This is a genomic window from Glaciecola petra, assembly GCF_031846345.1.
GTDB classification, from domain to species: Bacteria; Pseudomonadota; Gammaproteobacteria; order Enterobacterales; family Alteromonadaceae; genus Glaciecola; species Glaciecola petra.
The window spans coordinates 1-22,941 of the sequence record NZ_JAVRHX010000008.1; the positions used below are offsets into that span (position 1 = coordinate 1).

Sequence of the window (22,941 nt, forward strand, 5' to 3'; positions counted from 1 at the left end):
TGGCGAAATAAGAGGTCAGAGTAAATGACTCGTCACGCTTACTTCTTTGCGTTTCTTTTAAAGGCGAGTATCATATATGACACTGACCCCTTTTTTTGTCGTAGACACTCTTAATGAGTGCCCACACAGATTGTCTTGCTACTAATTGTTAAAGAACACCGTGCAACAATTACTCCCTAGGAGTAATTTTGCGCAATGAGGACAAACATTACTCTGAGGAGTAAAACCAACATCGCGTCGTTACACTGCGCTGGAGGAGGATAAAAGACCCTGCCTCAAGCGGGATGCGAATACTACTGCAATCGCAAATTTTGTCAAGGATATTTTGTTAAAAATTGGATAAAAAATTTATCTGTCAATTTCTTCCAAACCCCTAGCCATTAAAGCCTGTACAAATATTAACCGACCGACTTTAAGTAAGCGAGCGCGCATTCTACAGATCTAAAACATCTTAACAAGCCCATATCTAAAATTAATCGCTGAAATCAAACATTAAATTTGTAAAACCCATAGATTTATTTCAATAACGTTATATTGGTAAATTGTTTGTTTATAATTTGTATAAAAATATTTACATCTTCTGCTAGCTATATTTTTCTAAGGCTTTAATATATTGCCACATATTTTCAAAGCGATGCCCAAATGGGAGGTACAATGTTGACGTTAAAAATGCCATTGGTTGCTATAATAACGCTATTATTTGCGGTAGTTACCTATTTTATCAACTTAGAATTTAACGATACATCAATAGCTTATTTTTTACCCAGTATCTTAATATTACTTTTTGGATTGAGTTTGATGTTGCTCTCTATGCTTATTAACAAAGAGTCAGCAGCAGTTGGCGAAGCTGATGTAGAAGATAATAATATTGCCACTCTTTATATTGGAAATCTTGCTTACAAGGCAAACGAACAAACTGTCCAAGAGCATTTTGAAAATATAGGTTTTGTTAAATCAGTACGCTTGGTAAAAGATAAAAAGACTGGCCGACGCAAAGGATTTGGATTTATTGAAGTAGCCGCTAAGGATCAGCCTAAATTTATTAAAAAGTTCAATGATTCCATATTTATGGAACGCAACTTGATCGTTCGCTTAGCAAACGACAAACAATATTAGGCTTTCTTTAGCCACATTTACGTTAATAAAGACAGTTGAATGAACATAGTACGACTACTTTACATAGTAGTCGTAAGTACTAATCAAATTTGCGATTAAAGCTATGAAATTTATTGATAGCTTGCAATAAATCCGGCACTTGAACGTCTTTCATTTGATTGACAAGGCCATTGATAATTTGATTAAAATCCTGTTCGTCCTCTAGTATTTGTTTGCTTGAGTCAATAACGCCTAAGTACTTACTCAGATAATCTGCAACTTGTTTAGGCGACTCGGGTAAATCGTTTTTCAAGTTTGTTGAAGAGTTAACAATTGCTTTTGCAGAACGAAGCAGATGTTCATCAGAATACCCTTCTAATTGACTTTTAGCGTAACTATCTTCAACAGACCCTCTGTAGAAGCTGTCTAATAGAGCATCCGTTTGATTCACTAGATTAGCTAGTCTATCAACTTGACCAAGTTCGTATTCGTGCTTCATTTGAATACTACTGATTTTGCTCTCGGCTACGTTTATTGAAAACGAAATACCCGAACTGCTAGTGGTAAAGTTTTTCTCATTGCTTTTTGTCGAAGCTGAAACCTCAGATTTTATCAGCACGTTGTCAAAGCTCAAGCTGCCCCGACTATAATCACTCAGTGTAATATCTATTTCGTTATAAGCCTCATTGCTATTTGATGTGTCAGTTGCGCTAGCATTTGAAATAATATTATCTAAGCTCAACCTATCAACGCCTTGCAAAATGGCATTTTTTATTTGGTCGATACTATCGAAGGTATTTTCATCAGCAAGTCCAATTAATTCGATCTTGGCCTGATCAATACCCACTTCTACGCCCTTGATTGCTTCGTTTCTATAAAAATTAAGTTGTTCTTCAGAATAATTTTGGCTAGCCAAATTATGTAGAGCCTTACCGACAAAACTAACCACATTAGCGGTAATTTTATCAATGCCCGCCTCAAATGAAGACGCACCTTTTTCTACATCAAACCGTTCATTAAGATTTTTTTCTGTATTGATCGTGCTAGGGACACCAACAGAAACGCCAACATTCTTTTTCAAGGAAAAAGATACTACTTTTGCAATAACAGCATCGCTTTGATGAGATGCGCTATAAGTGTCATCTGCTGAAGCGATATTGCTTGCCGGTTTGTCGACTAGCTGGCTTTGCCGAATTCCATTATTGGAAGGCTCGCCCACAGCTTTCGACGACAAAATATTTTGTGTCTGTAACGTGTTCATAAAAAGATACCTCACTATCCTCAACATAGATATCGGCCAAACAGGGCGATTTCTTTAGCAAAGAGTTGGTAAATTTTTCAATTACGTTAAAATCCTCAGCAAATATTTTTATCACACTAAGCAAATATGTCTTCAGACCTCCAAATTCAATACGATTTGCAACTTATTAATAAGCAAAAAGAGCTGGCAAATTTACTCAACCCGTTCTACTCGGGACCAATAACAACATACGCATCTTCACCTCAACATTATAGAATGAGGGCGGAGTTCAGAATATGGCATGAAGGTACAGATACTTTTCATATTATGTTTAATCAACAAACTAAAGAAAAGTACAAAGTTGATAACCTACCTGCCGCTAATCTACTCATAAACATGGCTATGAAAGAAGTCATTGAAAAAGTTATCAGTAGCCAAGAACTGCGCACAAAACTATTTCAGATTGACTATTTGTCATCCACAACTAATGAGCTAGTGATAAGCATGATTTATCACAAAAAATTGACCCCAGAATGGATTAGCGCAGCCGAGGATTTACAAACTCATTTAGCACATTTAGGGAAAATAAATATTATCGGGCGGGCGAAAAAGCAAAAGTTGGTGCTTGGTAGCGATTATGTCAATGAGTGCCTATCAATAAATGGCCAAACTTATGTTTTTAAGCAAATTGAAAATAGTTTTACGCAACCCAACGCTAGTATTAACGTTAACATGATTGAATGGGTGGCTGAAAATGCATCACAAAACCAGACAGACTTATTAGAGCTATATTGTGGCGCTGGCAATTTTACTATTCCTTTAGGTCGCTCATTTAGGAAAGTGTTTGCTACAGAAATTTCCAAAACATCTGTAAACGCTGCACATGAGAACATTAAATCAAATAACGCTAACAATATAGAAATTGCTCGTTTGTCGAGCGAAGAATTTGTTGAAGCATATAACAAGGTGAGAGAATTCAAACGACTCAAAGCTATACAATTGGACACTTATGATTTTACTAGTGTCTTGGTTGACCCACCGCGTGCAGGGCTAGATCCAGGAACCCTTAAACTCATCTCACAGTTTGAACATATTATTTATATTAGTTGCAACCCACAGACCTTGGCTGAAAATTTAGAACAATTGTCTAATAGTCATCAAATAAAAGCAGCCGCAATATTTGATCAATTTCCATTCACTCCTCACATAGAAAGTGGTGTTATATTGTCAAAAAATAATAAATAAACTAAGTTTTATTAAGTGCAGCGTATTGTATGGCACCAAACTGAATAAATCTTAACTGCACTTTTACCCTGTCTGCTATATCTTTAATATCGACAGAATTAGCGTCAAGCGCCTCTGCACCAGCATTAAATACCAACTTAACCATAGCCTCTGCTTGCAAAGACGCGATATAAGTTGGCACATTTAAACGTAACACGATGTAGTCGCTTAACTCTTTGGTAAAATGTCTGATTTCCCGCATAACGGCCGCTCTAAACGAAGAAGAAGTGCCGGTATGTTCACGCAACAAAAGTCTAAATAAATTAGGATTTTGTAATATGAATTCCATAAAGGTATCGACAGAAATAGTAATAATACTGCCACCAGAGGATATTCTTTTGCGCGCTTGACGCATTAGTTGTCTTAATGCCAAGCCCGATTCATCGACCAGAGTCAATCCTAACTCATTAATATCAGTGAAGTGACGATAAAAAGAAGTAGGCGCGATATTAGCTTCACGCGCAACTTCACGCAGGCTTATGCTGGTAAAGCTTTTGTTGTCATCCAATAAAGCGAAAGCAGCAGCTATTATGCGCTGGCGAGTTTCTTGTTTTTGCTGTTGTCTATTCATTAAAATTTGGCAGAAAAGTAAACTCACAAAAGGTTATTAGATACAGACAAACAAGGCAAGGCTTTGAAAGATAATACTTGCACTTTAATGACCAAAAAGATAAATTTGCGTACAGTTGTACGCTGAACTTTGAGTAGTAATATATTTTGAAAAAACCACCCCTTATCACGCTTAATGTAACCTTATTTATTGTAACGTCTTTGATTGCTCTTTTGGGCATACCAATATGGGCTTATGTATACGGTATTTCATGGGTAGAAATTGCGGTTGCAGTCGGTTTGTTTTTCTTTACGGGTATGTCGATAACTGCGGGATATCATCGCCTTTGGTCACACAAAACTTATGATGCACATCCAGTAATCAAGGTTATTTTGGCAACTGGTGGTGCCATGGCAGTACAGAATAGTATTCTGCATTGGTGCAGCGATCATAGAGTCCACCATCGCCACGTTGACGAAAATGGCATGGATCCATATTCGGCAAAAAGAGGTTTTTGGTTTTCGCATATTGGTTGGATGTTACGAGAATATCAGGCAAAGCGTTATAGCGACTATGCCAACTGCAAAGACTTACAAAAAGATAAAGTTGTCATGTGGCAACATAAATATTATTTGGCCATTGTTTTGATTGCTAATTTCGGAATTACAGGCTTTTTAGGATGGTTAAATGGCAGTATTATTGGCATGATTCTAGTAGCTGGTGTAGCTCGATTAGTAGCTGTTCATCACGTAACTTTCTTTATAAACTCTCTTGCTCACATTTGGGGTAAACGACCTTACACTGACAAAAATTCTGCTAGAGACAATGGGATACTTGCATTTTTCACTTTTGGCGAAGGCTATCACAATTTTCATCATATTTTTGAATATGATTACAGAAACGGCATCAAATGGTGGCATTATGATCCAACCAAATGGCTCATCAAAACATTATCATTGTGCAATTTGGCGAAAAATTTACGCACTACACCTGAAGAACGTATCGAAAAAGCTCGTTTAGCTATGGAATTAAAATACGCAACTACGAAACTATTGCTTTTGCCGAATGCAGATGAAGTGCTCGCAAAAATGCAAGCTGAATACGATATTTTAGTACAACGCATGAGTGAATATTACAAAGCTAGAAAGGCCCTAGTTGCTTTGAAAAAGAAGTCTCTTCAAGAGAATTACGAAAAACTAGAACTTGATTTTAAGTATAAAGAGCTTAAACAGTCGGTCATCTTACAAAAAGAAAAGTGGCAGTCTATTTATAGCTTTTACTTAGAGCCAGCTCGCGCTTAAGCCCTGTTTCATAACAAAAAAGGCATTCATAAGAATGCCTTTTTATTGTCTGGGAGAGACGTATATTCTATTTTTAGTGAAATAATTAATCCGCTTTTGATTTTTTGGGTTCAACTTGGTTGATTTTAGCTAAATCAACAATTTGAATTTTCCCTTGCGGTAAGTTTGGATCAATATCAACTTGATGTGAAACGGTTAATAAAGTGTTTTTGATCGAAATATTGATTTCATTTTTGACTTCGCGAATACTATTATTGATAAAATTTGCGGTGATTTGATACACCACACTATTTTCGTCAACTTTGACCGAGCTTGCATTCGCCATAGTTGAAAATGCGCAAGCAGTGATAAGCAAAGTTGCAAGTAATTTGCGTGAAAGTTTCATTATATGTTCCTCTAAATGTATGGTTAATGATCAAGATTTTGCTTACGACATAAAAAATCTTAATCTCAATGGTTACTATTTTGTGATAACCCTATACTGATACCAGCCTTAGCCATTCTTGTGCCAAACTATTATTAATTTTAAAAATATCAATTTTTACATGCACTTATTTGGAAAATATACATGCTAACTATAAATAATGAGGAAGACACCGTTCATCCCTTAGTCTTTTTCACTACCAATTTTGGTCAAAATAACTAACTATTAGTTAATAGAATTAAAACCCTATTAGTTAGAAACGTTTGTTCTTTCAAAAGACTGTTTTTCCTTCCGGATTTGCTAGTGTTATAATCATAATGTTGCAATTAACCGGCCTTATTCCACCTTGATGCATTCAAAACTAAATATTGATCACCGTTTCTCAGTCGCCCCTATGCTTGATTGGACCGACCGCCATTGTCGGTTTTTCTTGCGACTGCTATCTAAGCAAGCAGTGTTGTATACTGAAATGGTGACTACTGGCGCTATCATTTATGGCAAAGGTGATTATTTAAGTTTCAACAAAGAAGAACACCCTGTTGTACTTCAATTAGGCGGTAGCGACCCTACTGATATGGCTCGATGTGCAAAAATTGCGCAGGAAAAAGGCTACGACGAAATAAACATAAACGTTGGCTGCCCCTCGGATAGAGTTAAAAATGGTAGTTTTGGCGCATGTTTAATGTCTACCCCATCTATTGTTGCCGATTGTCTTAGTGCTATGCAAAAAGAGGTAGATATCCCTGTAACGATCAAGTGTCGCATAGGCATAGATGATATGGACGACGATAAAGGCCTTTCAGATTTTATTTTGCCAATTAAAGATGCCGGTTGTGAACACTTTATTGTTCATGCAAGAAAAGCGTGGTTACAGGGCTTAAGTCCCAAGCAAAATCGAGATGTTCCTCCGCTCAACTACTCAAGAGTCTATCGATTGAAAGATGACAACCCAAACTTGTTTATTAGTATCAATGGCGGAATCAACAGCCTTGAAGAAGCTCAGTGCCATCTTGAGTATGTTGACGGCGTTATGCTTGGCAGGGAAATATATGCAAACCCCTTTATTCTCAATGATGTGGATAATCATATTTTCAAAACCCATCACCCTAAACCTAGAACCCGGTTAGACATCATTGAGGATATGACCGCTTATATCCACCAAGAACACGCCAAAGGCACTCGAGTTTGGCATATTGCGCGTCACATACTTGGTCTGTTTCAAGGTCAAATTGGCGGTAAAATATGGCGTCGTTACTTAAGCCAAAATGGCACAGGTAAACACAACAATCCAAATTTGTTACTTGATGCCTATGAGCAGGTTAGCATCGCACAACATAAAGCTGAAAACTTCAAACTAAAAACTGGTTAAATTGACTATTATTATTAGTTAAATAGACCAAATTGCTCATTAAATTTCTTGAGCACACTCCTTATTTACATATAAAAACCTAATATGCTATTGATTTCATTGTGTTTTTATCAATTCATCGGATTTTGGCACGACTTTAGCTATGACATTACCATAGTGAACATATCTTCCTGTGAAAGTTGCCAATAATTTTAAGGAAGATGCAAACCAAAACGAAAAAATAAACGACTAATACAAGAACACTGAAGTATTTAGCGGAAAGGAGCAAGATAATGCTGGCACAAATCGATTTACTTAGTTTAGTCCTATCGCCTGTTTTATTTTATATGTGTGGGGCAGGTGTTTTTTTATTATTGTCGCATCTTAAAATAATCAAGGCTGACATTTAGTCAATTAGAAGGAAAACATATGAAAACGGTAATTAACGAAAAACGCTTTTTTAGAGATCCCCATAAAGCGCTCATTTCAGGCGTATGTGCAGGTATGGCAAAATATTTCGATATCAACGAGTGGATTGTGAGAGGCATAGCTGCTGTTGCGTTTTGCTTTTTACCATTCGCAATTGGCCTAGCATATGTAATGGCCATATTACTACTTCGTTATAAAGCTTAGGCTTTTCTGGCAACTTAAATACACAATCCGATACGCAATATAGGTAAATAGCCCGATAAACAGCCTAATAGTTATCATTTTTAATCCGTTTATGTGAATAAGCGGTTTCTAATCGTCCTTGTCGAAGGTAAACTACGCCTATTAGGCTTTGTCGCTTTATTTTATATTCTGATGGATATGCGTTGCGATATATCAAGTCAAAAGGACTCTAATGAATACTTTATTTAATACCAAATCAATTCTTGGCTTTATTTTTGCCATATTCCTCATCATTGGTGTAGTTGGTTTCTGGTGGGGATTTGAACCCAATACTTTTAATGTCAACGTAGCCGCAGATGAGCAAGCAAAAGAGACTAACCAGCGAGTTGTCACGGGGTATACAACAACCAATACACTGATTGCAGTGTTAGAAAAATTATTATATAAATCTGGTGGTTACATAACAAACGACGTAACTCCTCCTGGTGTTTTTATGGATAACATCCCAAGTTGGGAATTTGGTGTGCTTGAAATGAGCAGAGATCTAGCGCTAGCTATGCGGAAAGATTTCAGTCGATCGCAGTCTCAATCTATTGAAAACCCAGCTCTTACTAAGGCCCAACCCAGTTTAAACTTTGACAACAATCGCTGGATTCTTCCTTCTAGTGAAGGGCAATACGAAGATGCACTTGAACAACTTTATGTATATCGCGATCAATTAGGTGACCCAACTGCCACAAACAACCAGTTTTATGCTAGAGCTGACAATTTAAGAGATTATTTAAAACAAGTCGAAAAACGATTAGGTAGTCTGTCACAAAAGCTAAGTGCCAGTGTGGGTACAGAAGTAATTAATACTAATTTGGCGGGCGACAGTGCTGCGAGTAACTCGTCTCCCGAAGCGTCAGTAATGATAAATAAAACGAGTTGGTTTAAGTTAGACGACAATTTCTATGAAGCACGCGGTGCTAGTTGGGCTCTCTTGCATTTTTTAAAGGCTATTGAGACTGACTTTGGTGATGTTTTACGCAAAAAAAATGCAACTGTCAGCTTGCAACAAATAATAAGAGAGCTAGAAGCGACTCAAGAAGCTGTGTTTAGTCCCGTTATATTAAATGGAGACGGCTTCGGTTTATTGGCTAATCACTCTTTGGTGATGGCTAACTATATTTCACGGGCTAATGCCGCGTTAATCGAACTTTCAGAATTACTAAACCAGGGTTAAATATGAAAAATGTAAAAAACTTAAGTGCAATTGTTATTGCTAGTTCAGCATTATTGTTGAGTACACAAGCAAATGCCGATACTTTGCTGGGCGGCTATTTAGGCGCCCAAGCGTGGAATATGGATGCAACAGGCGGTTTCTCTGAAAACGAAAATATCGCTGGTTTTGCCTTTGAGTCAGAACAAAACGCAAGTTTTTACGCTGCGCTTGAACACCCAATTCCTCTCGTGCCAAACATTAAGCTGGCCCGAACCACAATGGATACACAAGGTTCAACAACACTCGACACACAATTTAATTTTGGTGATGAAGTCTTTCTTGCTAACGCTACGCTAGACACCCAAATTGAAATGACTGCGACAGACTATATTTTATATTATGAATTATTAGATTCTGATATAGCTACACTCGACATAGGTGTAGCAGCAAAACAACTTGAAGGTGACATTGTTGTTGTTGATCAAGATGGTAACATGGCAGAAGAAGAGTTTGATGGCATGATACCCATGGCATATGCCAAGGTTGCTTTTGGCTTACCATTGACGGGGCTTGGTGTTTTTGCTGAAGGTACATTTTTGTCAATAGATGACGATTCATTTACCGATTATCAGGCAGGCATTAGCTACAACTTTGTCGAAACCCTAGCGATAGATATGACGATACAACTTGGTTATAGGTCTACCGAATTAGATATCGAAGACTTAGATGACATTTATGCTAATTTAGAGTTTGATGGCGCATTTTTAGGTATCGAATTCGATTTCTAAATTGTTTCAGTACAAAACAGAATAAAAAATTAGTTTTTATTCTTTCCAGTTATCAAAATTAATCGTTATGCTTATTTTAATTATAAGCCTAGCGATTTTTTTTTTAATGACTAAAAATAACAGTAATTCCCCAATAACACCGCTTGACCAAGCTCAATTGTCTCGCCTGTCACAAGCGGTTTCAGGACTCAGTAAAGATCAACTTATTTGGGCGAGTGGATTTGTCGCTGGCGTAGCAGCGGGTGCAAACAATCAGCAACAGTCTCAAGCTTTGACAAGCACAGAACAAGCAACCCTGACGATTTTATATGGCTCACAAACAGGCAATGCCAAACATGAAGCGACTAGTTTTGGTGAGAAATTAAAAACAAAAGGCTTGGCACCTAAAGTTATCAGCATGAGCGATTATAAGCCAAGAAAATTAAAAGATGAAACGCATCTTATAATATTTGTGAGCACACATGGCGAGGGTGATGCACCAGATGACGCAGTTGAATTACACGAATTTGTGCACAGTAAAAAAGCGCCCAAATTAGGTAACTTAAAATATGCGGTAGTAGGCTTAGGTGATACTAGCTATGAATTCTTTTGCCAAACTGCAAAAGATTTTGATGCTAGTTTACAAAAGCTAGGTGCTACTTCGCTCGCAGGGCGACTTGATTGTGACGTAGATTATGCCGATACTATCAGCAAATGGGCGGAACAAATGACTGCCTCACTGGTAAGTGATTTAACCGCTAATGCAGCTTCTAATGCAGAGACTAGTGCTCAAAACACATCTATGCCCATAAATACTATTAGTAATCTGTACACAAAACAAAACCCCTTGCGGGCGAATTTGGGCGCTTGTCTTAAAATTACTGGCCGAGACTCAGTGAAAGATATCAGGCACATTGAGATTATGCTTGAAGACTCTGGATTAAAATATCAAGTAGGTGATGCTTTAGGTATTTACTTTAAAAACGACCCTGAAATAGTTGAACGTATATTAAGAGTTACACAAACTAAAGCCGAAGAAGAGGTTTCTGTTAAAAACGAAGTCATGACGTTAAGCCAAGCATTGACAAATAAGTTAGAATTAACCTTAAGCTATCCTGGATTTGTAAAGGCTTATCAAAACGCTAGCCATGATACTGCACTTCACGAACTATTAGTTGACAAAAAAGCACTCAGAAAATTTTTGGAAGAACGCCAAATTGTAGATATTATTGAACAATATCCGAATGTGATATCGGCTCAAACGCTAGTCGATGCCCTTCGTCCCATTAGCCCGCGTCTGTATTCTATTGCGTCAAGTCAAAATGAAGTTGAAGACGAAGTCCATTTAACCGTCGCTCATGTTGATTACCAAGCTTTTGGTAGCCGTCATCAAGGTGGTGCCTCAGGCTTTTTATCGACCCGCCTACAAGAGGGCGAAGAAGTCGAAATATTTATTGAGTCAAATGATAACTTCAGACTTCCTTCGGACACAAATACACCAGTTATAATGATTGGCCCGGGGACTGGAATCGCCCCATTTAGAGCATTTATGCAAGAACGTGATGTGACTGAAGCAACTGGGAAAAATTGGTTGTTTTTTGGTAATCCACATTTCACGCAAGACTTTTTATACCAAGTTGAATGGCAAGCATATTTAAAGTCAGGTTTATTAAACAAAATCAGTTTAGCCTTTTCGCGTGACCAAGCAGAAAAAATATATGTACAAGATAAATTACTTGAACAAGGCGAGGAAGTTTTCGAATGGCTGGAGCAAGGTGCGCACCTTTATATTTGTGGTGATGCAATGCGTATGGCAAAAGACGTTGAGCAAGCGCTGCTATCTATTATTCAGAAATACGGTAACAAAGATGAGAAAGCAGCAAAACAATACTTACTAGAGATGCGCAAAGCTAAACGATATCAAAAGGATGTTTACTAATGGCTGACAACAAAAACCTAATAGTAGAAGGTAAGCTTGCAGACAACGAGCGCATGAAAGCACAAAGTAAGCATTTACGGGGCACGATTACCACCGATTTAGCTGATGATGTTACCGGTGGTTTTACCGCCGACAACTTCCAACTTATACGTTTTCACGGCATGTATCAGCAAGATGATCGTGATATAAGAGCAGAAAGAGCCAAGCAAAAACTTGAGCCACTGCATAACGTTATGCTGCGAGCAAGACTACCCGGAGGTGTAATTACGCCAGAACAATGGCTAGTTATCGACAAATTCGCGGAAGAGAAAACGATGTATGGAAGTATTCGCTTAACGACTCGACAAACCTTTCAATTTCATGGTGTTTTAAAACCCAATGTAAAACCTATGCACCAACTATTGAATTCAACTGGCATCGACTCTATTGCCACTGCAGGAGATGTAAACAGAAATGTGTTATGCACCTCAAACCCTGTTGAGTCTGAATTGCATAAACAAGCATGGAATTGGGCAGCAAAAATAAGTGAACACTTACTCCCCAAAACTAACGCTTATGCAGAAATTTGGTTAGATGGTGAGAAAGTAGAGTCAACGCAAGAACAAGAACCTATCCTGGGCGATAACTATTTACCCAGAAAATTTAAAACCACTGTTGTCATTCCGCCACATAACGATGTTGACGTGCATGCTAATGACCTGAACTTTGTTGCCATTGCAGAAAACGACAAATTAGTCGGTTTTAATGTATTAGTGGGTGGCGGCTTAGCTATGACACATGGTGATATGACTACCTTTCCAAGAAAAGCAGATAATTTTGGATTTGTTAGCTTAGACAAAACACTCGATGTTGCCGCTGCAGTTGTTTCAACTCAGCGAGATTGGGGAAACAGAACCAACCGTAAAAATGCAAAAACCAAATATACACTTGAACGTGTCGGCGTAGACACCTTCAAAAAAGAAGTAGAAAAACGAGCGAGTATGACTTTCGCTGAAAGCCGCCCTTTTAAACTGACATCTCGTGGCGATCGGTTTGGCTGGGTCAAAGGGATAGATGGTAAGCATCACCTTACTTTGTTTATTGAAAATGGCCGAATATTAGACTTTGCAAACAAATCATTAAAAAAAGGCTGTGCAGAGATTGCAAAAGTTCATCAAGGTGATTTTAGACTAACAGCTAATCAAAATTTAATTGTTGCGGGTGTACCTGAAGACCAAAAAGCGCTTATTGAAGCAATCGCCACACAACATGGCCTGTTAGAAGCCAATACCAGCAAGCAAAGGCAAGATTCTATGGCTTGCGTTTCGCTTCCCACATGTCCACTTGCAATGGCAGAAGCGGAACGCTATTTACCAAGCGCTGTAGACCAATTAGAGAGCATTCTGAGTAAGCATGGACTGGCACATGAAAGTATCATTTATCGGATAACTGGCTGCCCTAATGGATGTGGCAGAGCGATGCTTGCCGAGATTGGTTTGGTCGGAAAAGGACCAAACAAATATAACCTTCATATCGGTGGAAATCGTGAGGGAACCCGTATCCCTAAAATGTACAAAGAAAACATAGTAGATACCGAAATTATGCAAATAATTGACGAATTGATCGGCCGTTGGTCCAAAGAACGTCTACAAAATGAAGCTTTTGGTGACTTTGTAATCCGAGCTGGAATAGTTGCGCCTGTAGTCAACTCTGCGGAGGATTTTTATGCATAATGTAGCATACAAAGAAAACACCAAACAAAACAAGGTAATATCTCCCGCTGTTTTAAACATAAATGAAACCGATATCTCACAACTGAATACTACTTTGGAGAGCAAGAGCATTACTGAAAGAGTAGAGTGGGCTATGGAGAATTTACCAGGCACCCATATAGTATCTTCCAGTTTCGGTGCTCAGTCTGCTGTTATGCTACATTTGCTCAACCAAGTAGCGCCTGGCATATCGGTTGTGCTGACCGATACCGGCTATTTATTTCCAGAGACCTATCAATTTATTGACCAGCTCAGTGAACAACTAAACCTTAACCTTAAGGTTTACAGAGCAGACATCACCCCAGCTTGGCAAGAAGCACGTTATGGAAAGTTATGGGAAAACGGCATTAAAGGTATAGAAAAATATAATCAAATAAATAAAGTTACCCCAATGAAAGCTGCATTAAACGAATTAAATGCAAAAACTTGGTTTGCTGGCTTAAGAAGAAGCCAGTCAGGTAGTAGGAAAAATTTAGATATTCTGCAAATACAAGCACAACAGTTTAAGGTGCATCCTATTGTTGATTTAAACAATCAACAGTTACATCGTTATATGACATTAAACAACTTACCATATCATCCGCTATGGGAGCATGGGTATGTATCTATTGGTGATTGGCATACAACACGCAAACTTGAAGCAGGTATGAACGAGGAGGATACTCGTTTTTTTGGCCTGAAAAGAGAATGTGGTCTTCATGAGTTTGGTGATGGCGATGGTATCTAAAAACGTGTAGTCGCTTCCAAGCATTGAAACATAAGTTTAAACTTTTTGTCATATTTCTGTAATGTTGGTATGATCCCAACTTGCTTTTATAGTTATTTTGTTTTATACTTTTCTGTAATGAATTCACCCAAGACTTAACAGGAAGGTATATATGAAGCCCTCGTTTTTAAAAACCACTATGTCGATATTACTAGTGTTGGCATCAAATTCTTTATTGGCGGAGTCTGCTTTACAAGGTGAAACTAAGGCATTCAAATGTATGAATAAGCAATCATTTGAAATAAATAGTAATTGTATGCAGTTAGATATTTCGTCAAATTTAGTTTTCAAAAAAGCAGAATCCAACATGTATGATAACATCAACGGTTCGAGTGACAGAGTATTGGCATCCATGACGTTCAACCCAAAGCTGATGGAAATTAATATTGTAGCTCATAAAGACGCTACGCTAGCGAAAGTCGTACAGTAAAAAAATATTAGTTGAGAAAGCCTCCATTTGGAGGTTTTTTTTTGACTTAAATCAAGCACCTGCATTATATCGAAATACCTCCCTTTATGAGCATACTAGCGTGAAGTATCATTGACATATTAAAAATGTAAATTTGTTGCTATACTCGTCAGTAAAAGGTGAATTATTGTTACGTTAGTTTTCGATTAAATAAAGTGTTCATGCACAAATATGAATTGATATTGGACGGATTTCATCTTCAATTGCATATTTGGCGCTAGGCTTGATTGCTGATTTGAATAATCAATCAAAAGTCATGTTGTTTGTGTATGAGTATATAAGAATAATAATGATAAAGATGGATTTTAAGCAAGATCACAAATATATCGACCTTGGTAGGGTTAACCTGTCAAATAAAGAGCATTTGCCTTTTTTTGCGTTGCGTACATTTTTATATGGCATTAATTTTGGCCTGTTAGGCGCAATGACAAATGCTTTTTTGCACATCAGCTTTTTCGGTAATTTCACCTTATTCCTTGGCCAACTTTTTGTTCTTTTTTGTTTAGTCACTAAAGGATTGAATGCTGCAATCATTACCGTAATATTCACCTCCGTTAGTGCCGCAATATATGCTAATGATCCTTATTTAGTTGTGATTTTTTCATTAGAAATGATTGTTGTGCATGTATTAATGCGAAAAGGTTTTTTTCTGTTTCAGTCAGCAATGTCATATTGGCTGCTCATTGGAATCCCTTTGCTATTAGTGTTACATGCCTTGACGTCATTCGCGTCTGCTGAAGAACTTTTCATAAATGGTGTTACCCGGGCGATTAATGGCTTGATTATAGTGTCTGTCGTTGCAATCGGCAGTTGGTTTTTACCGTCTGATTACACCTACAGAAAGTATGTATCCAAGCCGCCCAAATTAGCGTCACTGATTTTTTCACTTTGCATGCTTACTGTTACCCTACCGGCCATGGTTATCGCATTATTTTTTATTTATCAATCCACTGGCCACAACGAACAAAACATTGCCCGCAACTTAAAGTCTGTAGCGGAACAAACAACTACGATGATAGATGTCGAATTTGCTAGACATATCAATGGGTTAAATACGGTCGCGAATTATCTTGAAACTCACCCGAATGCTGAATCACAAACACTGTTAGATGCAATTTATAATAATTATCCACTTTTTACTTCTGTAATTATCACCAATAAAGACGGTATCGTCACAAAAGCCTCACCCAACATGTACTCGCAAATGCTTAATAATCTAAACTCGCCAAATGTGCGCGACAGAGACTATTTTAAACAAACAAAAAACACAATGGAGCCATTTGTTTCAGAAGCGTTTATTGGAAGAGGCTTTGGAAACAATCTCATCCTTAGCCTTTCTGTGCCAATGTCGGTAAATGGAAATTTTAACGGAATTGTTCAAGGGGCAATCAAGCTTGATGAATTTTCAGACTATAATGAGAGTTCTCGCCCAGAAGATATTCAATTTATTATGTCCGATAAAAACGGTCGAATCCTGAGTAAAAGTAATGACTTGTATTACCCTATCTTGTCAAATTTTGATTATGAAGTGCATATTGATCCCTTAATAAGGCAGCTAGATGTAATGAAGTTCCAACAAGAAACTTTTATTTATGCGCAAGCTGAAGCAGCTAATGAATGGCAAATAACGGTTCTTTCTTCACCTAAAACAGTTACATCGATGATCGTTAACTATTTCTTTGTGTTCGTTGTTGGTATTTTTGTTGTACTGCTTGGATTTGCATTAGTAGCCAAAGCGCTTTCACGAAAAATCACAAAACCACTAGTCGATATTACCGAGCATTTTCCAGATAAAGAGTTTCATCCTCAAATTATCAAGGAGTCTCATGTTAGCTCTGAAATGGTCAAACTCACGCGTAAGTTAATAGATTCTCATGAAGTTATGTCAAATTTTCAAGAACAGTTATCAGAACAAGTTAATAATAAAACTAAACAACTAAAACAATTAAATAGAGAGCTCTATTCGATTGCCCAAAAAGATTCTCTAACTCAATTGCTAAACCGTGCGGGCTTTAACCGGCTAGCCCTTACTTCATATCGAAACTGTATTCGTAATAGCATCAAAATGTCCCTGATTTTAATTGACATCGATCACTTCAAAAACATTAATGATACTCACGGCCACCCTTTTGGCGATAAGTGCATTATCGCAGTGGCTAAAGTGATTCAAAAATACTGCAAGCGAGATACCGATATTATTGGTCGTTATGGTGGTGAAGAGTTCATTATCATGATAGTGGGTGGCGAAATAGAAGAACACACGCAGCGAATCGAGTTAATAAAAAACGAGATTCAAAATTTACGCTTCAAAAATAACAAAGAAGTGTCTAGTATGACGATAAGTGCCGGAGTTTGTAGTCTCGACAATAATTTTTCAATTGATTATGAAGACGTTCTTGAGCTCGCTGACAATCAACTTTATCTCAGCAAGCGTGGAGGTCGAAATAAAATAAGTGTAGTGAGTAAGTAGCTCACTAATTTCCAAAAATATTTTGAGACATAAAGACAGATGACCGACGTAAAACCTTCCTTTCTTGAATCTGTCCAACTTACTTTGTTGTTGTCCGTACTTGCGATTAGCGTGAACTTTTTTGTTCAAATTAATATTGTCGGCGATTTTCTTCTATTTTTTGGTTCGTTATTTGTATTTGTTGGCATGGCACTGCTGCCTTTTCGCTATGTGCTAGTCATTGCCGTTTCGTGCCTGTTCTCACAAGTCATGTCAGGGCAACCCTGGCCGATGGGTCTTCTGTTCCTAATTGAAGTTTTTATAATAGCCATATTGCGGCACCGAGTATTGTTCATCTTACTCGCTTCTATTTTATATTGGATAACGATTGGTATACCCACGCTATGGTTTTTTAGCTACTTTAATGCTGCTGATCTTCAAGGAAGTAGCCTAATTATTACATTGCAGTATTGTTTTAATGGTTTGCTTAATGCTGCATTCGCATCCACAATATTTGCTTGTTTACCTAACAAATGGCTCGTTTCTAGGGTGCCTAAACAGCATCGTTTATCAAGTAATATTTTTGCCCTTTGTGCGTCAATACTTGTTTCACCTTTGCTCATATTGTCTTTTTTATTTATTGGCCAGAATGTTCAACAAACAGAAAATAATTTAGACGACGCTATAAAGAATAAATCAGCATTTATAGGACAACTTACATCTGAGTTCATACTGAAATATCAATCTGTTGTGGAAAATTTAGCGAATGTAATATCCGCCGATGTAGAAGAAAAAATATATCAAGACTTGATGGTGAAAATGCAAGTGGAAAACCCAATGTTTTTCAATTTAACAACCGTCAATAAATTTGGCCGTTTAGATTTTTTTGCCCCAACTAAATATATTCAGCAGATTAGAGCTTTGCCCGATGCACAGCAATATGTCCGTGATCGACTGTATTATTCTGAAACGAAACGTAATTTGAATGTTTATATTTCAGATGCGATTTTAAGCAGAGGTGTTGTCGAAGCGCCCATGATTTCAGTTGCCGCGCCTATTTTGAGCCAAGGTATGTTTAATGGCATTCTCTACGGCGCGATAAATTTAAATGGAATAAATGACTTTGATGAACAAATATCCCAAGCAAGGGAAGAAATGTTGGTTATTATTACCGACGCAAAAAACACTATTGTATATTCGTCGGAACAAGAGATTTATAAAGCGCTAACCCCTCTCTATTTTGATATCGCTGACAGTCGTGTATTGAGAGACTTAGATATCATGCAATTAAATGGAAAAATATACGCTTATAATAAAATCACCACTAGTTATGGCTGGAACGTTTATTTGCTTGAAGACGCTCAAAAAATAAGTCTTGGGTTGAGGGATCAATTTATCATAGTCGGCTTAGGGCTGTTGATCGTTATATCCGTCTTTCTAGTGCTTGCTTACAATCTGTCGAAACGCATCACAGCGCCGCTTATTGCACTGTTACAAGATGAAAAAAGTGTGACCAACGACATGCTCGCTGGGAAAGATACAAGTCAAGAAATATCTGATATGGCAAAAAAGTTAAAGCGTTCTTCATACTTGGTCAAAACATTTGAAAGCCGCCTCAAAATGCAGGTAGAAGAGAAAACAGAACAACTAGAACAACTTAATTTACAACTCGCTGCTCAAGCTAGGGAGGATGGTCTTACATCCTTATACAATAGGTCTGGATTCAATGAATTAGCAATTAATGCTATCAAAACAAGTTATCGTTTGAATCAAGCTTTCAGTATCATCTTGCTCGACTTAGATAATTTTAAAAGTATCAATGACACACATGGTCATTTAATTGGTGATGAGTGCCTTATTGCTTTTGCAAATTTAATGCAAAACCACTGTAAACGAGAAACCGATATCATTGGCCGATATGGTGGTGAGGAATTTATTATTTTTATGTCGGGAAGTGATATCGAATCACAACACCACATCATTAATGACATTCATAAAAAAGTACACTTTTTAGAAATATTCAATGAGAGCAATAATAAGAAGGTAAAATTCACAGTGAGTGCTGGTGTATGTACTGTAATGTCAGGTGTTGGTCTCGAATTACCTGAATTAATTAATATTGCTGACGACGAACTGTATAAGTGCAAACGAAATGGGCGGGACAGAGTCTCAATTAGCACCATCGGCTAATAGCTTTTATTGGATAAAGTTTCGAATTAGGCTATACTCCGCGCGGTTTCAGGTTAGACTTTAAAGGACTTTTTGCTACTATGAAAACACTGTTTTATTCAATTAATGGCATTTTGTCTACTTGCTTTTATTTCTTGAATACCGTGTTTTGGTTTATCCCAATCATGGTCGCATCATTCTTTAAATTGATTCCTTTAAAACAATGGCAAACCTGGATGTCTTCAATAGCTGATAAATCTGCTAGTGCTTGGATATCTGTCAATCGCATAAATCAAAACATTTTTTCAAGAACGCAATATACCTTGAGAAAAGACCCTTTGTTAGGTCCAAATAGTTGGTATTTAGTTATCGCGAATCATCAGTCTTGGGTCGACATATTAGTATTGCAGCGGGTTTTTAACCGAAAAATTCCATTTCTAAAGTTTTTCCTTAAACAGAATTTGATTTTTGTACCCTTTTTGGGCTTGGCCTGGTGGGGCCTAGATTTCCCATTTATGAAACGTTACAGTAAAGCCGCTATTGCAAAGGATCCATCTCTGAAAGGCAAAGATCTGGAAACGACTAAACGAGCCTGTCAAAAATATGAAAATAGCCCAGTTAGCATCATGAACTTTGTCGAAGGAACCCGATTTAATAAGGATAAGGTAAACTCCACATACACCCAAAGACTCGCGTTGAAGCATACTCTAGCGCCAAAGACTGGTGGTATAGCCTATGTACTGAGTGCTATGGGAGATAGATTATCTAAACTCGTTGACGTTACTATTTTTTACCCTCAAGGAATCCCTAGTTATTGGGATTTTGTATGTGGTAAAGTAGAGAACATCGTTGTAGATATTAATGTAATAGATATCAACACCCTACTTAATGAAAAAACATTCTCTTCTCAATACTTCACTGAACCTGCACAGAAACAGATCTTTCAAGATTGGCTTAATACCATATGGAAGCAAAAAGACGACATGATCGAAGCAATACAGAAGGAAATATTGTGAAAATAAACTTGCTTCGATCAATCTTTATTTTTCCTATTCATCTTGTATTACAACTCAGTAATATGGGGTTTTGGGGTGGTTTAATAATCATTTTTGGTTTAATTCGATTTCTATTGCCTATCAGAACAGTTAATAAAGCCTTACTCAAAGTGATGCATAGACTCTATTTTACGTTCGCTATTATTAGCGTAGCAATGATTAAAATATTTAATCGAATAGAGATTAGAATTGATATTGACGAACCATTAAATAAACAAAAATGGTATTTAATTACTGCGAATCACATTAGTTACTTGGATATCATATTACTCATTGATTTTTGTGCTCCCCGCATTCCTCCTCCCAAATTTTTCCTAAAAAAAGAACTAATATGGTTGCCTTTCGTTGGTTTAGCAGCATGGGCGATGGATATGCCTTTTATGCGCCGTTATAGTCAATCTTTTTTGCAAAAGCACCCACATTTGAAAGGCAAGGATATAGAAGCGACGCGCCGGTCTTGTGAAAAATTTGTTGATACACCCACAACGGTTATCAATTTTGTAGAAGGCACAAGGTTTACACTACAAAAGCATGCTGAACGTAAGAGCCCCTATTCACATTTATTGAGACCGAAAGCTGGTGGTATCGCTTTTACCCTAACGGCAATGGGAGAGCTATTTAGTAATATCTTGGACATAACTATTGCTTATCCCAATACTCGCCACCCAATGATGGATATGTTGAGCGGCAGAATGACTACAATCATCATTGATGTAAAGACCATTGAGTTAAGCAACGAATTGATTGGTAATTATTTTGAAAATGAACACTTTAAAAATAGTTTTCAAGTTTGGATAAACAAACTATGGCATGATAAAAACAAAAGAATGCAACAATGGATGAATTAAACATATGTTAATTAGTCACACTGAAGTTCAAACGATTTTGCTCGACGTATTATTATATATTGGCGTTAATATCGATATCGATTCAAAACTGTTTACTTTAGTTTCTTTAATTAGCATTCTTTTATTAGCTGTTTTGAGTTACCTAATTGTTCGTTTTATCCTCTTTTTTAAGGTCGCCAGACTAATTGCCCTGACTAAAAGTCAATGGGATGATCAATTAATGGAGCATGGGGTTTTTAAAAGGTTATCTCACTTAGTCCCCGGCATCGTTATGTATAGCACTAAATCAGCTTTTTTCGATCCGGCTACACCTTATTTTGCAGCTATTTCGATATCAATAAGTCTGTATCTTATTATCACCGTGTTTCTTGTTATTCAAGCATCTCTCACTGCAGCAGAAGCAATATATAAGTTATCAGAATTAGCCAAAAAAGCCCCTATTACTGGCTTTGTCCAAGTTGCACGGTTGTTAGTTACCTTAGGGGTGATATTTATGATCATCTCACTACTACTAAACAAAAGCCCTATCTATTTATTGTCTGGTTTGACCGCAGTTGCCGCGGTTTTACTATTGATATTTAGAGATACAATACTCGGTTTTGTGGCGGGTATACAAATTGCTGCTAACCGCATGTTCAATACTGGTGATTGGATAGAAATACCTAAATATGGTGTCGACGGGGACATTACTCAAATCGGCCTAAATGTGGTTAAAGTGCAAAATTGGGATAAGACAATCTCTACTATCCCTACTTATACTTTAATTTCTGACGCAGTAAAAAATTGGCGGGGAATGCAGGAGTCAGGTGGCCGAAGAATAAAAAGAGCGATTAACATTGATATGCGTTCAATAAACTTTGCTAACAACGACATGTTGTCAAAATGGCGGAAGCTTAAGTTACTAAAAACCTATTTAGCTAAAAAAGAAAATGAACTTGAGCAAGATGCCGAACGTTGTCAAAAGGAAGCAGAAGACCTCGTGAATTCTAGAAAGCTGACAAATATTGGGACATTTAGAGCCTACGTGAGCGCATATATTGGTGCGCACCCCGACATCAACAAAGAATTAACCTGCATGGTCAGGCAGTTAAAACCAAGTGAAATTGGCTTACCATTGGAAATTTATTGTTTTAGTGCCAACAAAGATTGGGTCGCCTATGAACATATACAATCAGAAATTTTTGACCATTTACTTGCGATACTACCAATGTTTGAATTACGCCCTTATCAACGAGTGACAAACGATAAAGGCCAAAACGTAGCGGTAACTCAGGATGAATATCGTTAGGCTTGACCGGCTAAATTACGCGCATATTGTTAAACACTCAAAATTAACTAATGGCGTATGCTATTAATCCCATAATCGCTAGACTAGATACACCTAAAAACCCATACTCAATGCGTTCTTTTATTGCTTCAGCACCTGATTTGGTGCTGATAACGCCCATCACAATACAAGATAAGCCTAGAATTAATGTAAGCAACAGCCCAGCAAATAAAACTATGTTGCCTATTTCGATCAATATCGCCATGATATTCGCTTCTCCAAGATAAAAAATTATAACCCTACTTATTTGTCGACATTATGCCTTATTGTTTTATACAAACCTATGCTACTTAGGTATTTTGTAAGATTAATTTGGCCTAAATCAATAAATGACTGCTTAAAA

At 37.3% G+C, this 22,941-nt stretch carries 20 protein-coding genes; 16 read left to right on the top strand and 4 right to left on the bottom strand.

Annotated features, from left to right (window positions below; all coding sequences use genetic code 11):
• Window positions 1-654: 654 nt before the first annotated feature.
• Complete coding sequence (locus RM552_RS16775; protein WP_311370039.1) at window positions 655-1,116, top strand: RNA recognition motif domain-containing protein; 462 nt, start codon at window positions 655-657, stop codon at window positions 1,114-1,116.
• Window positions 1,117-1,195: 79 nt separating this feature from the next.
• Here RM552_RS16775 and RM552_RS16780 read toward each other — a convergent pair whose 3' ends face one another.
• The gene (locus tag RM552_RS16780; protein WP_311370040.1) at window positions 1,196-2,356 is read right to left on the bottom strand and encodes a DUF5610 domain-containing protein; all 1,161 of its coding nucleotides are present in this window, start codon (window positions 2,354-2,356) and stop codon (window positions 1,196-1,198) included.
• Window positions 2,357-2,482: 126 nt separating this feature from the next.
• Between RM552_RS16780 and trmA the strand changes: the two genes are divergently transcribed.
• Window positions 2,483-3,580 carry a tRNA (uridine(54)-C5)-methyltransferase TrmA gene (gene trmA, locus RM552_RS16785; RefSeq protein ID WP_311370041.1) on the top strand — a complete coding sequence of 366 codons (1,098 nt, stop codon included), beginning with the start codon at window positions 2,483-2,485 and terminating at the stop codon, window positions 3,578-3,580.
• 1 nt (window position 3,581) lies between these two features.
• Here the strand turns inward: trmA and fabR are convergent, their stop codons facing one another.
• Window positions 3,582-4,190 (bottom strand): HTH-type transcriptional repressor FabR, encoded by a 609-nt coding sequence (gene fabR / locus RM552_RS16790; RefSeq protein ID WP_311370042.1) that lies wholly within the window; start codon window positions 4,188-4,190, stop codon window positions 3,582-3,584.
• Between the two features lie 146 nt (window positions 4,191-4,336).
• Here fabR and RM552_RS16795 point away from each other — a divergent pair, with 146 nt between their 5' ends.
• Window positions 4,337-5,470 carry an acyl-CoA desaturase gene (locus tag RM552_RS16795; RefSeq protein WP_311370043.1) on the top strand — a complete coding sequence of 378 codons (1,134 nt, stop codon included), beginning with the start codon at window positions 4,337-4,339 and terminating at the stop codon, window positions 5,468-5,470.
• Between the two features lie 85 nt (window positions 5,471-5,555).
• Here the strand turns inward: RM552_RS16795 and RM552_RS16800 are convergent, their stop codons facing one another.
• On the bottom strand, window positions 5,556-5,855 hold the full coding sequence (locus RM552_RS16800) for a hypothetical protein (RefSeq protein WP_311370044.1): 300 nt from the start codon (window positions 5,853-5,855) through the stop codon (window positions 5,556-5,558).
• Window positions 5,856-6,243: 388 nt separating this feature from the next.
• Between RM552_RS16800 and dusA the strand changes: the two genes are divergently transcribed.
• The 13 genes from dusA to RM552_RS16865 all read left to right on the top strand — a co-directional run bounded on the left by dusA (window position 6,244) and on the right by RM552_RS16865 (window position 22,559).
• Complete coding sequence (gene dusA / locus RM552_RS16805) at window positions 6,244-7,263, top strand: tRNA dihydrouridine(20/20a) synthase DusA (protein WP_311370045.1); 1,020 nt, start codon at window positions 6,244-6,246, stop codon at window positions 7,261-7,263.
• Between the two features lie 408 nt (window positions 7,264-7,671).
• Window positions 7,672-7,875, top strand: coding sequence for a PspC domain-containing protein (locus RM552_RS16810; RefSeq protein ID WP_311370046.1), 204 nt, complete (start codon window positions 7,672-7,674; stop codon window positions 7,873-7,875).
• A gap of 211 nt (window positions 7,876-8,086) precedes the next feature.
• Window positions 8,087-9,079, top strand: coding sequence for a DUF2333 family protein (locus RM552_RS16815; RefSeq protein WP_311370047.1), 993 nt, complete (start codon window positions 8,087-8,089; stop codon window positions 9,077-9,079).
• A 2-nt stretch (window positions 9,080-9,081) separates the two neighbouring features.
• Window positions 9,082-9,846, top strand: coding sequence for a TIGR04219 family outer membrane beta-barrel protein (locus tag RM552_RS16820; RefSeq protein ID WP_311370048.1), 765 nt, complete (start codon window positions 9,082-9,084; stop codon window positions 9,844-9,846).
• A 106-nt stretch (window positions 9,847-9,952) separates the two neighbouring features.
• The gene (locus tag RM552_RS16825; RefSeq protein ID WP_311370049.1) at window positions 9,953-11,764 is read left to right on the top strand and encodes an assimilatory sulfite reductase (NADPH) flavoprotein subunit; all 1,812 of its coding nucleotides are present in this window, start codon (window positions 9,953-9,955) and stop codon (window positions 11,762-11,764) included.
• The gene (gene cysI, locus RM552_RS16830; protein WP_311370050.1) at window positions 11,764-13,476 is read left to right on the top strand and encodes an assimilatory sulfite reductase (NADPH) hemoprotein subunit; all 1,713 of its coding nucleotides are present in this window, start codon (window positions 11,764-11,766) and stop codon (window positions 13,474-13,476) included. The genes RM552_RS16825 and cysI overlap by 1 nt, the downstream gene beginning before the upstream one ends.
• Complete coding sequence (locus tag RM552_RS16835) at window positions 13,469-14,242, top strand: phosphoadenylyl-sulfate reductase (RefSeq protein WP_311370051.1); 774 nt, start codon at window positions 13,469-13,471, stop codon at window positions 14,240-14,242. The genes cysI and RM552_RS16835 overlap by 8 nt, the downstream gene beginning before the upstream one ends.
• 151 nt (window positions 14,243-14,393) lie before the next feature.
• A complete protein-coding gene (locus tag RM552_RS16840; protein WP_311370052.1) occupies window positions 14,394-14,711 on the top strand; it encodes a pyridine nucleotide transhydrogenase in 318 nt (105 codons plus the stop codon).
• A gap of 328 nt (window positions 14,712-15,039) precedes the next feature.
• Window positions 15,040-17,220 (top strand): sensor domain-containing diguanylate cyclase, encoded by a 2,181-nt coding sequence (locus RM552_RS16845; protein WP_311370053.1) that lies wholly within the window; start codon window positions 15,040-15,042, stop codon window positions 17,218-17,220.
• Window positions 17,221-17,259: 39 nt separating this feature from the next.
• The gene (locus tag RM552_RS16850; protein WP_311370054.1) at window positions 17,260-19,389 is read left to right on the top strand and encodes a diguanylate cyclase; all 2,130 of its coding nucleotides are present in this window, start codon (window positions 17,260-17,262) and stop codon (window positions 19,387-19,389) included.
• 80 nt (window positions 19,390-19,469) lie between these two features.
• Window positions 19,470-20,384 (top strand): 1-acylglycerol-3-phosphate O-acyltransferase, YihG family, encoded by a 915-nt coding sequence (gene yihG, locus RM552_RS16855; RefSeq protein WP_311370055.1) that lies wholly within the window; start codon window positions 19,470-19,472, stop codon window positions 20,382-20,384.
• Between the two features lie 2 nt (window positions 20,385-20,386).
• Window positions 20,387-21,271, top strand: coding sequence for a 1-acylglycerol-3-phosphate O-acyltransferase, YihG family (gene yihG / locus RM552_RS16860; RefSeq protein ID WP_311370158.1), 885 nt, complete (start codon window positions 20,387-20,389; stop codon window positions 21,269-21,271).
• Window positions 21,272-21,275: 4 nt separating this feature from the next.
• Complete coding sequence (locus RM552_RS16865; protein ID WP_311370056.1) at window positions 21,276-22,559, top strand: mechanosensitive ion channel family protein; 1,284 nt, start codon at window positions 21,276-21,278, stop codon at window positions 22,557-22,559.
• Between the two features lie 43 nt (window positions 22,560-22,602).
• Here the strand turns inward: RM552_RS16865 and RM552_RS16870 are convergent, their stop codons facing one another.
• The gene (locus RM552_RS16870) at window positions 22,603-22,803 is read right to left on the bottom strand and encodes a hypothetical protein (protein ID WP_311370057.1); all 201 of its coding nucleotides are present in this window, start codon (window positions 22,801-22,803) and stop codon (window positions 22,603-22,605) included.
• Window positions 22,804-22,941: the final 138 nt, after the last annotated feature.

Excerpts from the sequence above, each read along its gene's own strand:
- RM552_RS16775 (WP_311370039.1), top strand. The coding sequence starts at position 655 with ATGTTGACGTTAAAAATGCCATTGGTTGCTATAATAACGCTATTATTT.
- RM552_RS16780 (WP_311370040.1), bottom strand. The coding sequence starts at position 2,356 with ATGAACACGTTACAGACACAAAATATTTTGTCGTCGAAAGCTGTGGGC.
- trmA (WP_311370041.1), top strand. The coding sequence starts at position 2,483 with ATGTCTTCAGACCTCCAAATTCAATACGATTTGCAACTTATTAATAAG.
- fabR (WP_311370042.1), bottom strand. The coding sequence starts at position 4,190 with ATGAATAGACAACAGCAAAAACAAGAAACTCGCCAGCGCATAATAGCT.
- RM552_RS16800 (WP_311370044.1), bottom strand. The coding sequence starts at position 5,855 with ATGAAACTTTCACGCAAATTACTTGCAACTTTGCTTATCACTGCTTGC.
- dusA (WP_311370045.1), top strand. The coding sequence starts at position 6,244 with ATGCATTCAAAACTAAATATTGATCACCGTTTCTCAGTCGCCCCTATG.
- RM552_RS16810 (WP_311370046.1), top strand. The coding sequence starts at position 7,672 with ATGAAAACGGTAATTAACGAAAAACGCTTTTTTAGAGATCCCCATAAA.
- RM552_RS16815 (WP_311370047.1), top strand. The coding sequence starts at position 8,087 with ATGAATACTTTATTTAATACCAAATCAATTCTTGGCTTTATTTTTGCC.
- RM552_RS16820 (WP_311370048.1), top strand. The coding sequence starts at position 9,082 with ATGAAAAATGTAAAAAACTTAAGTGCAATTGTTATTGCTAGTTCAGCA.
- RM552_RS16825 (WP_311370049.1), top strand. The coding sequence starts at position 9,953 with ATGACTAAAAATAACAGTAATTCCCCAATAACACCGCTTGACCAAGCT.
- cysI (WP_311370050.1), top strand. The coding sequence starts at position 11,764 with ATGGCTGACAACAAAAACCTAATAGTAGAAGGTAAGCTTGCAGACAAC.
- RM552_RS16835 (WP_311370051.1), top strand. The coding sequence starts at position 13,469 with ATGCATAATGTAGCATACAAAGAAAACACCAAACAAAACAAGGTAATA.
- RM552_RS16840 (WP_311370052.1), top strand. The coding sequence starts at position 14,394 with ATGAAGCCCTCGTTTTTAAAAACCACTATGTCGATATTACTAGTGTTG.
- RM552_RS16845 (WP_311370053.1), top strand. The coding sequence starts at position 15,040 with ATGATAAAGATGGATTTTAAGCAAGATCACAAATATATCGACCTTGGT.
- RM552_RS16850 (WP_311370054.1), top strand. The coding sequence starts at position 17,260 with ATGACCGACGTAAAACCTTCCTTTCTTGAATCTGTCCAACTTACTTTG.
- yihG (WP_311370055.1), top strand. The coding sequence starts at position 19,470 with ATGAAAACACTGTTTTATTCAATTAATGGCATTTTGTCTACTTGCTTT.
- RM552_RS16865 (WP_311370056.1), top strand. The coding sequence starts at position 21,276 with ATGTTAATTAGTCACACTGAAGTTCAAACGATTTTGCTCGACGTATTA.
- RM552_RS16870 (WP_311370057.1), bottom strand. The coding sequence starts at position 22,803 with ATGGCGATATTGATCGAAATAGGCAACATAGTTTTATTTGCTGGGCTG.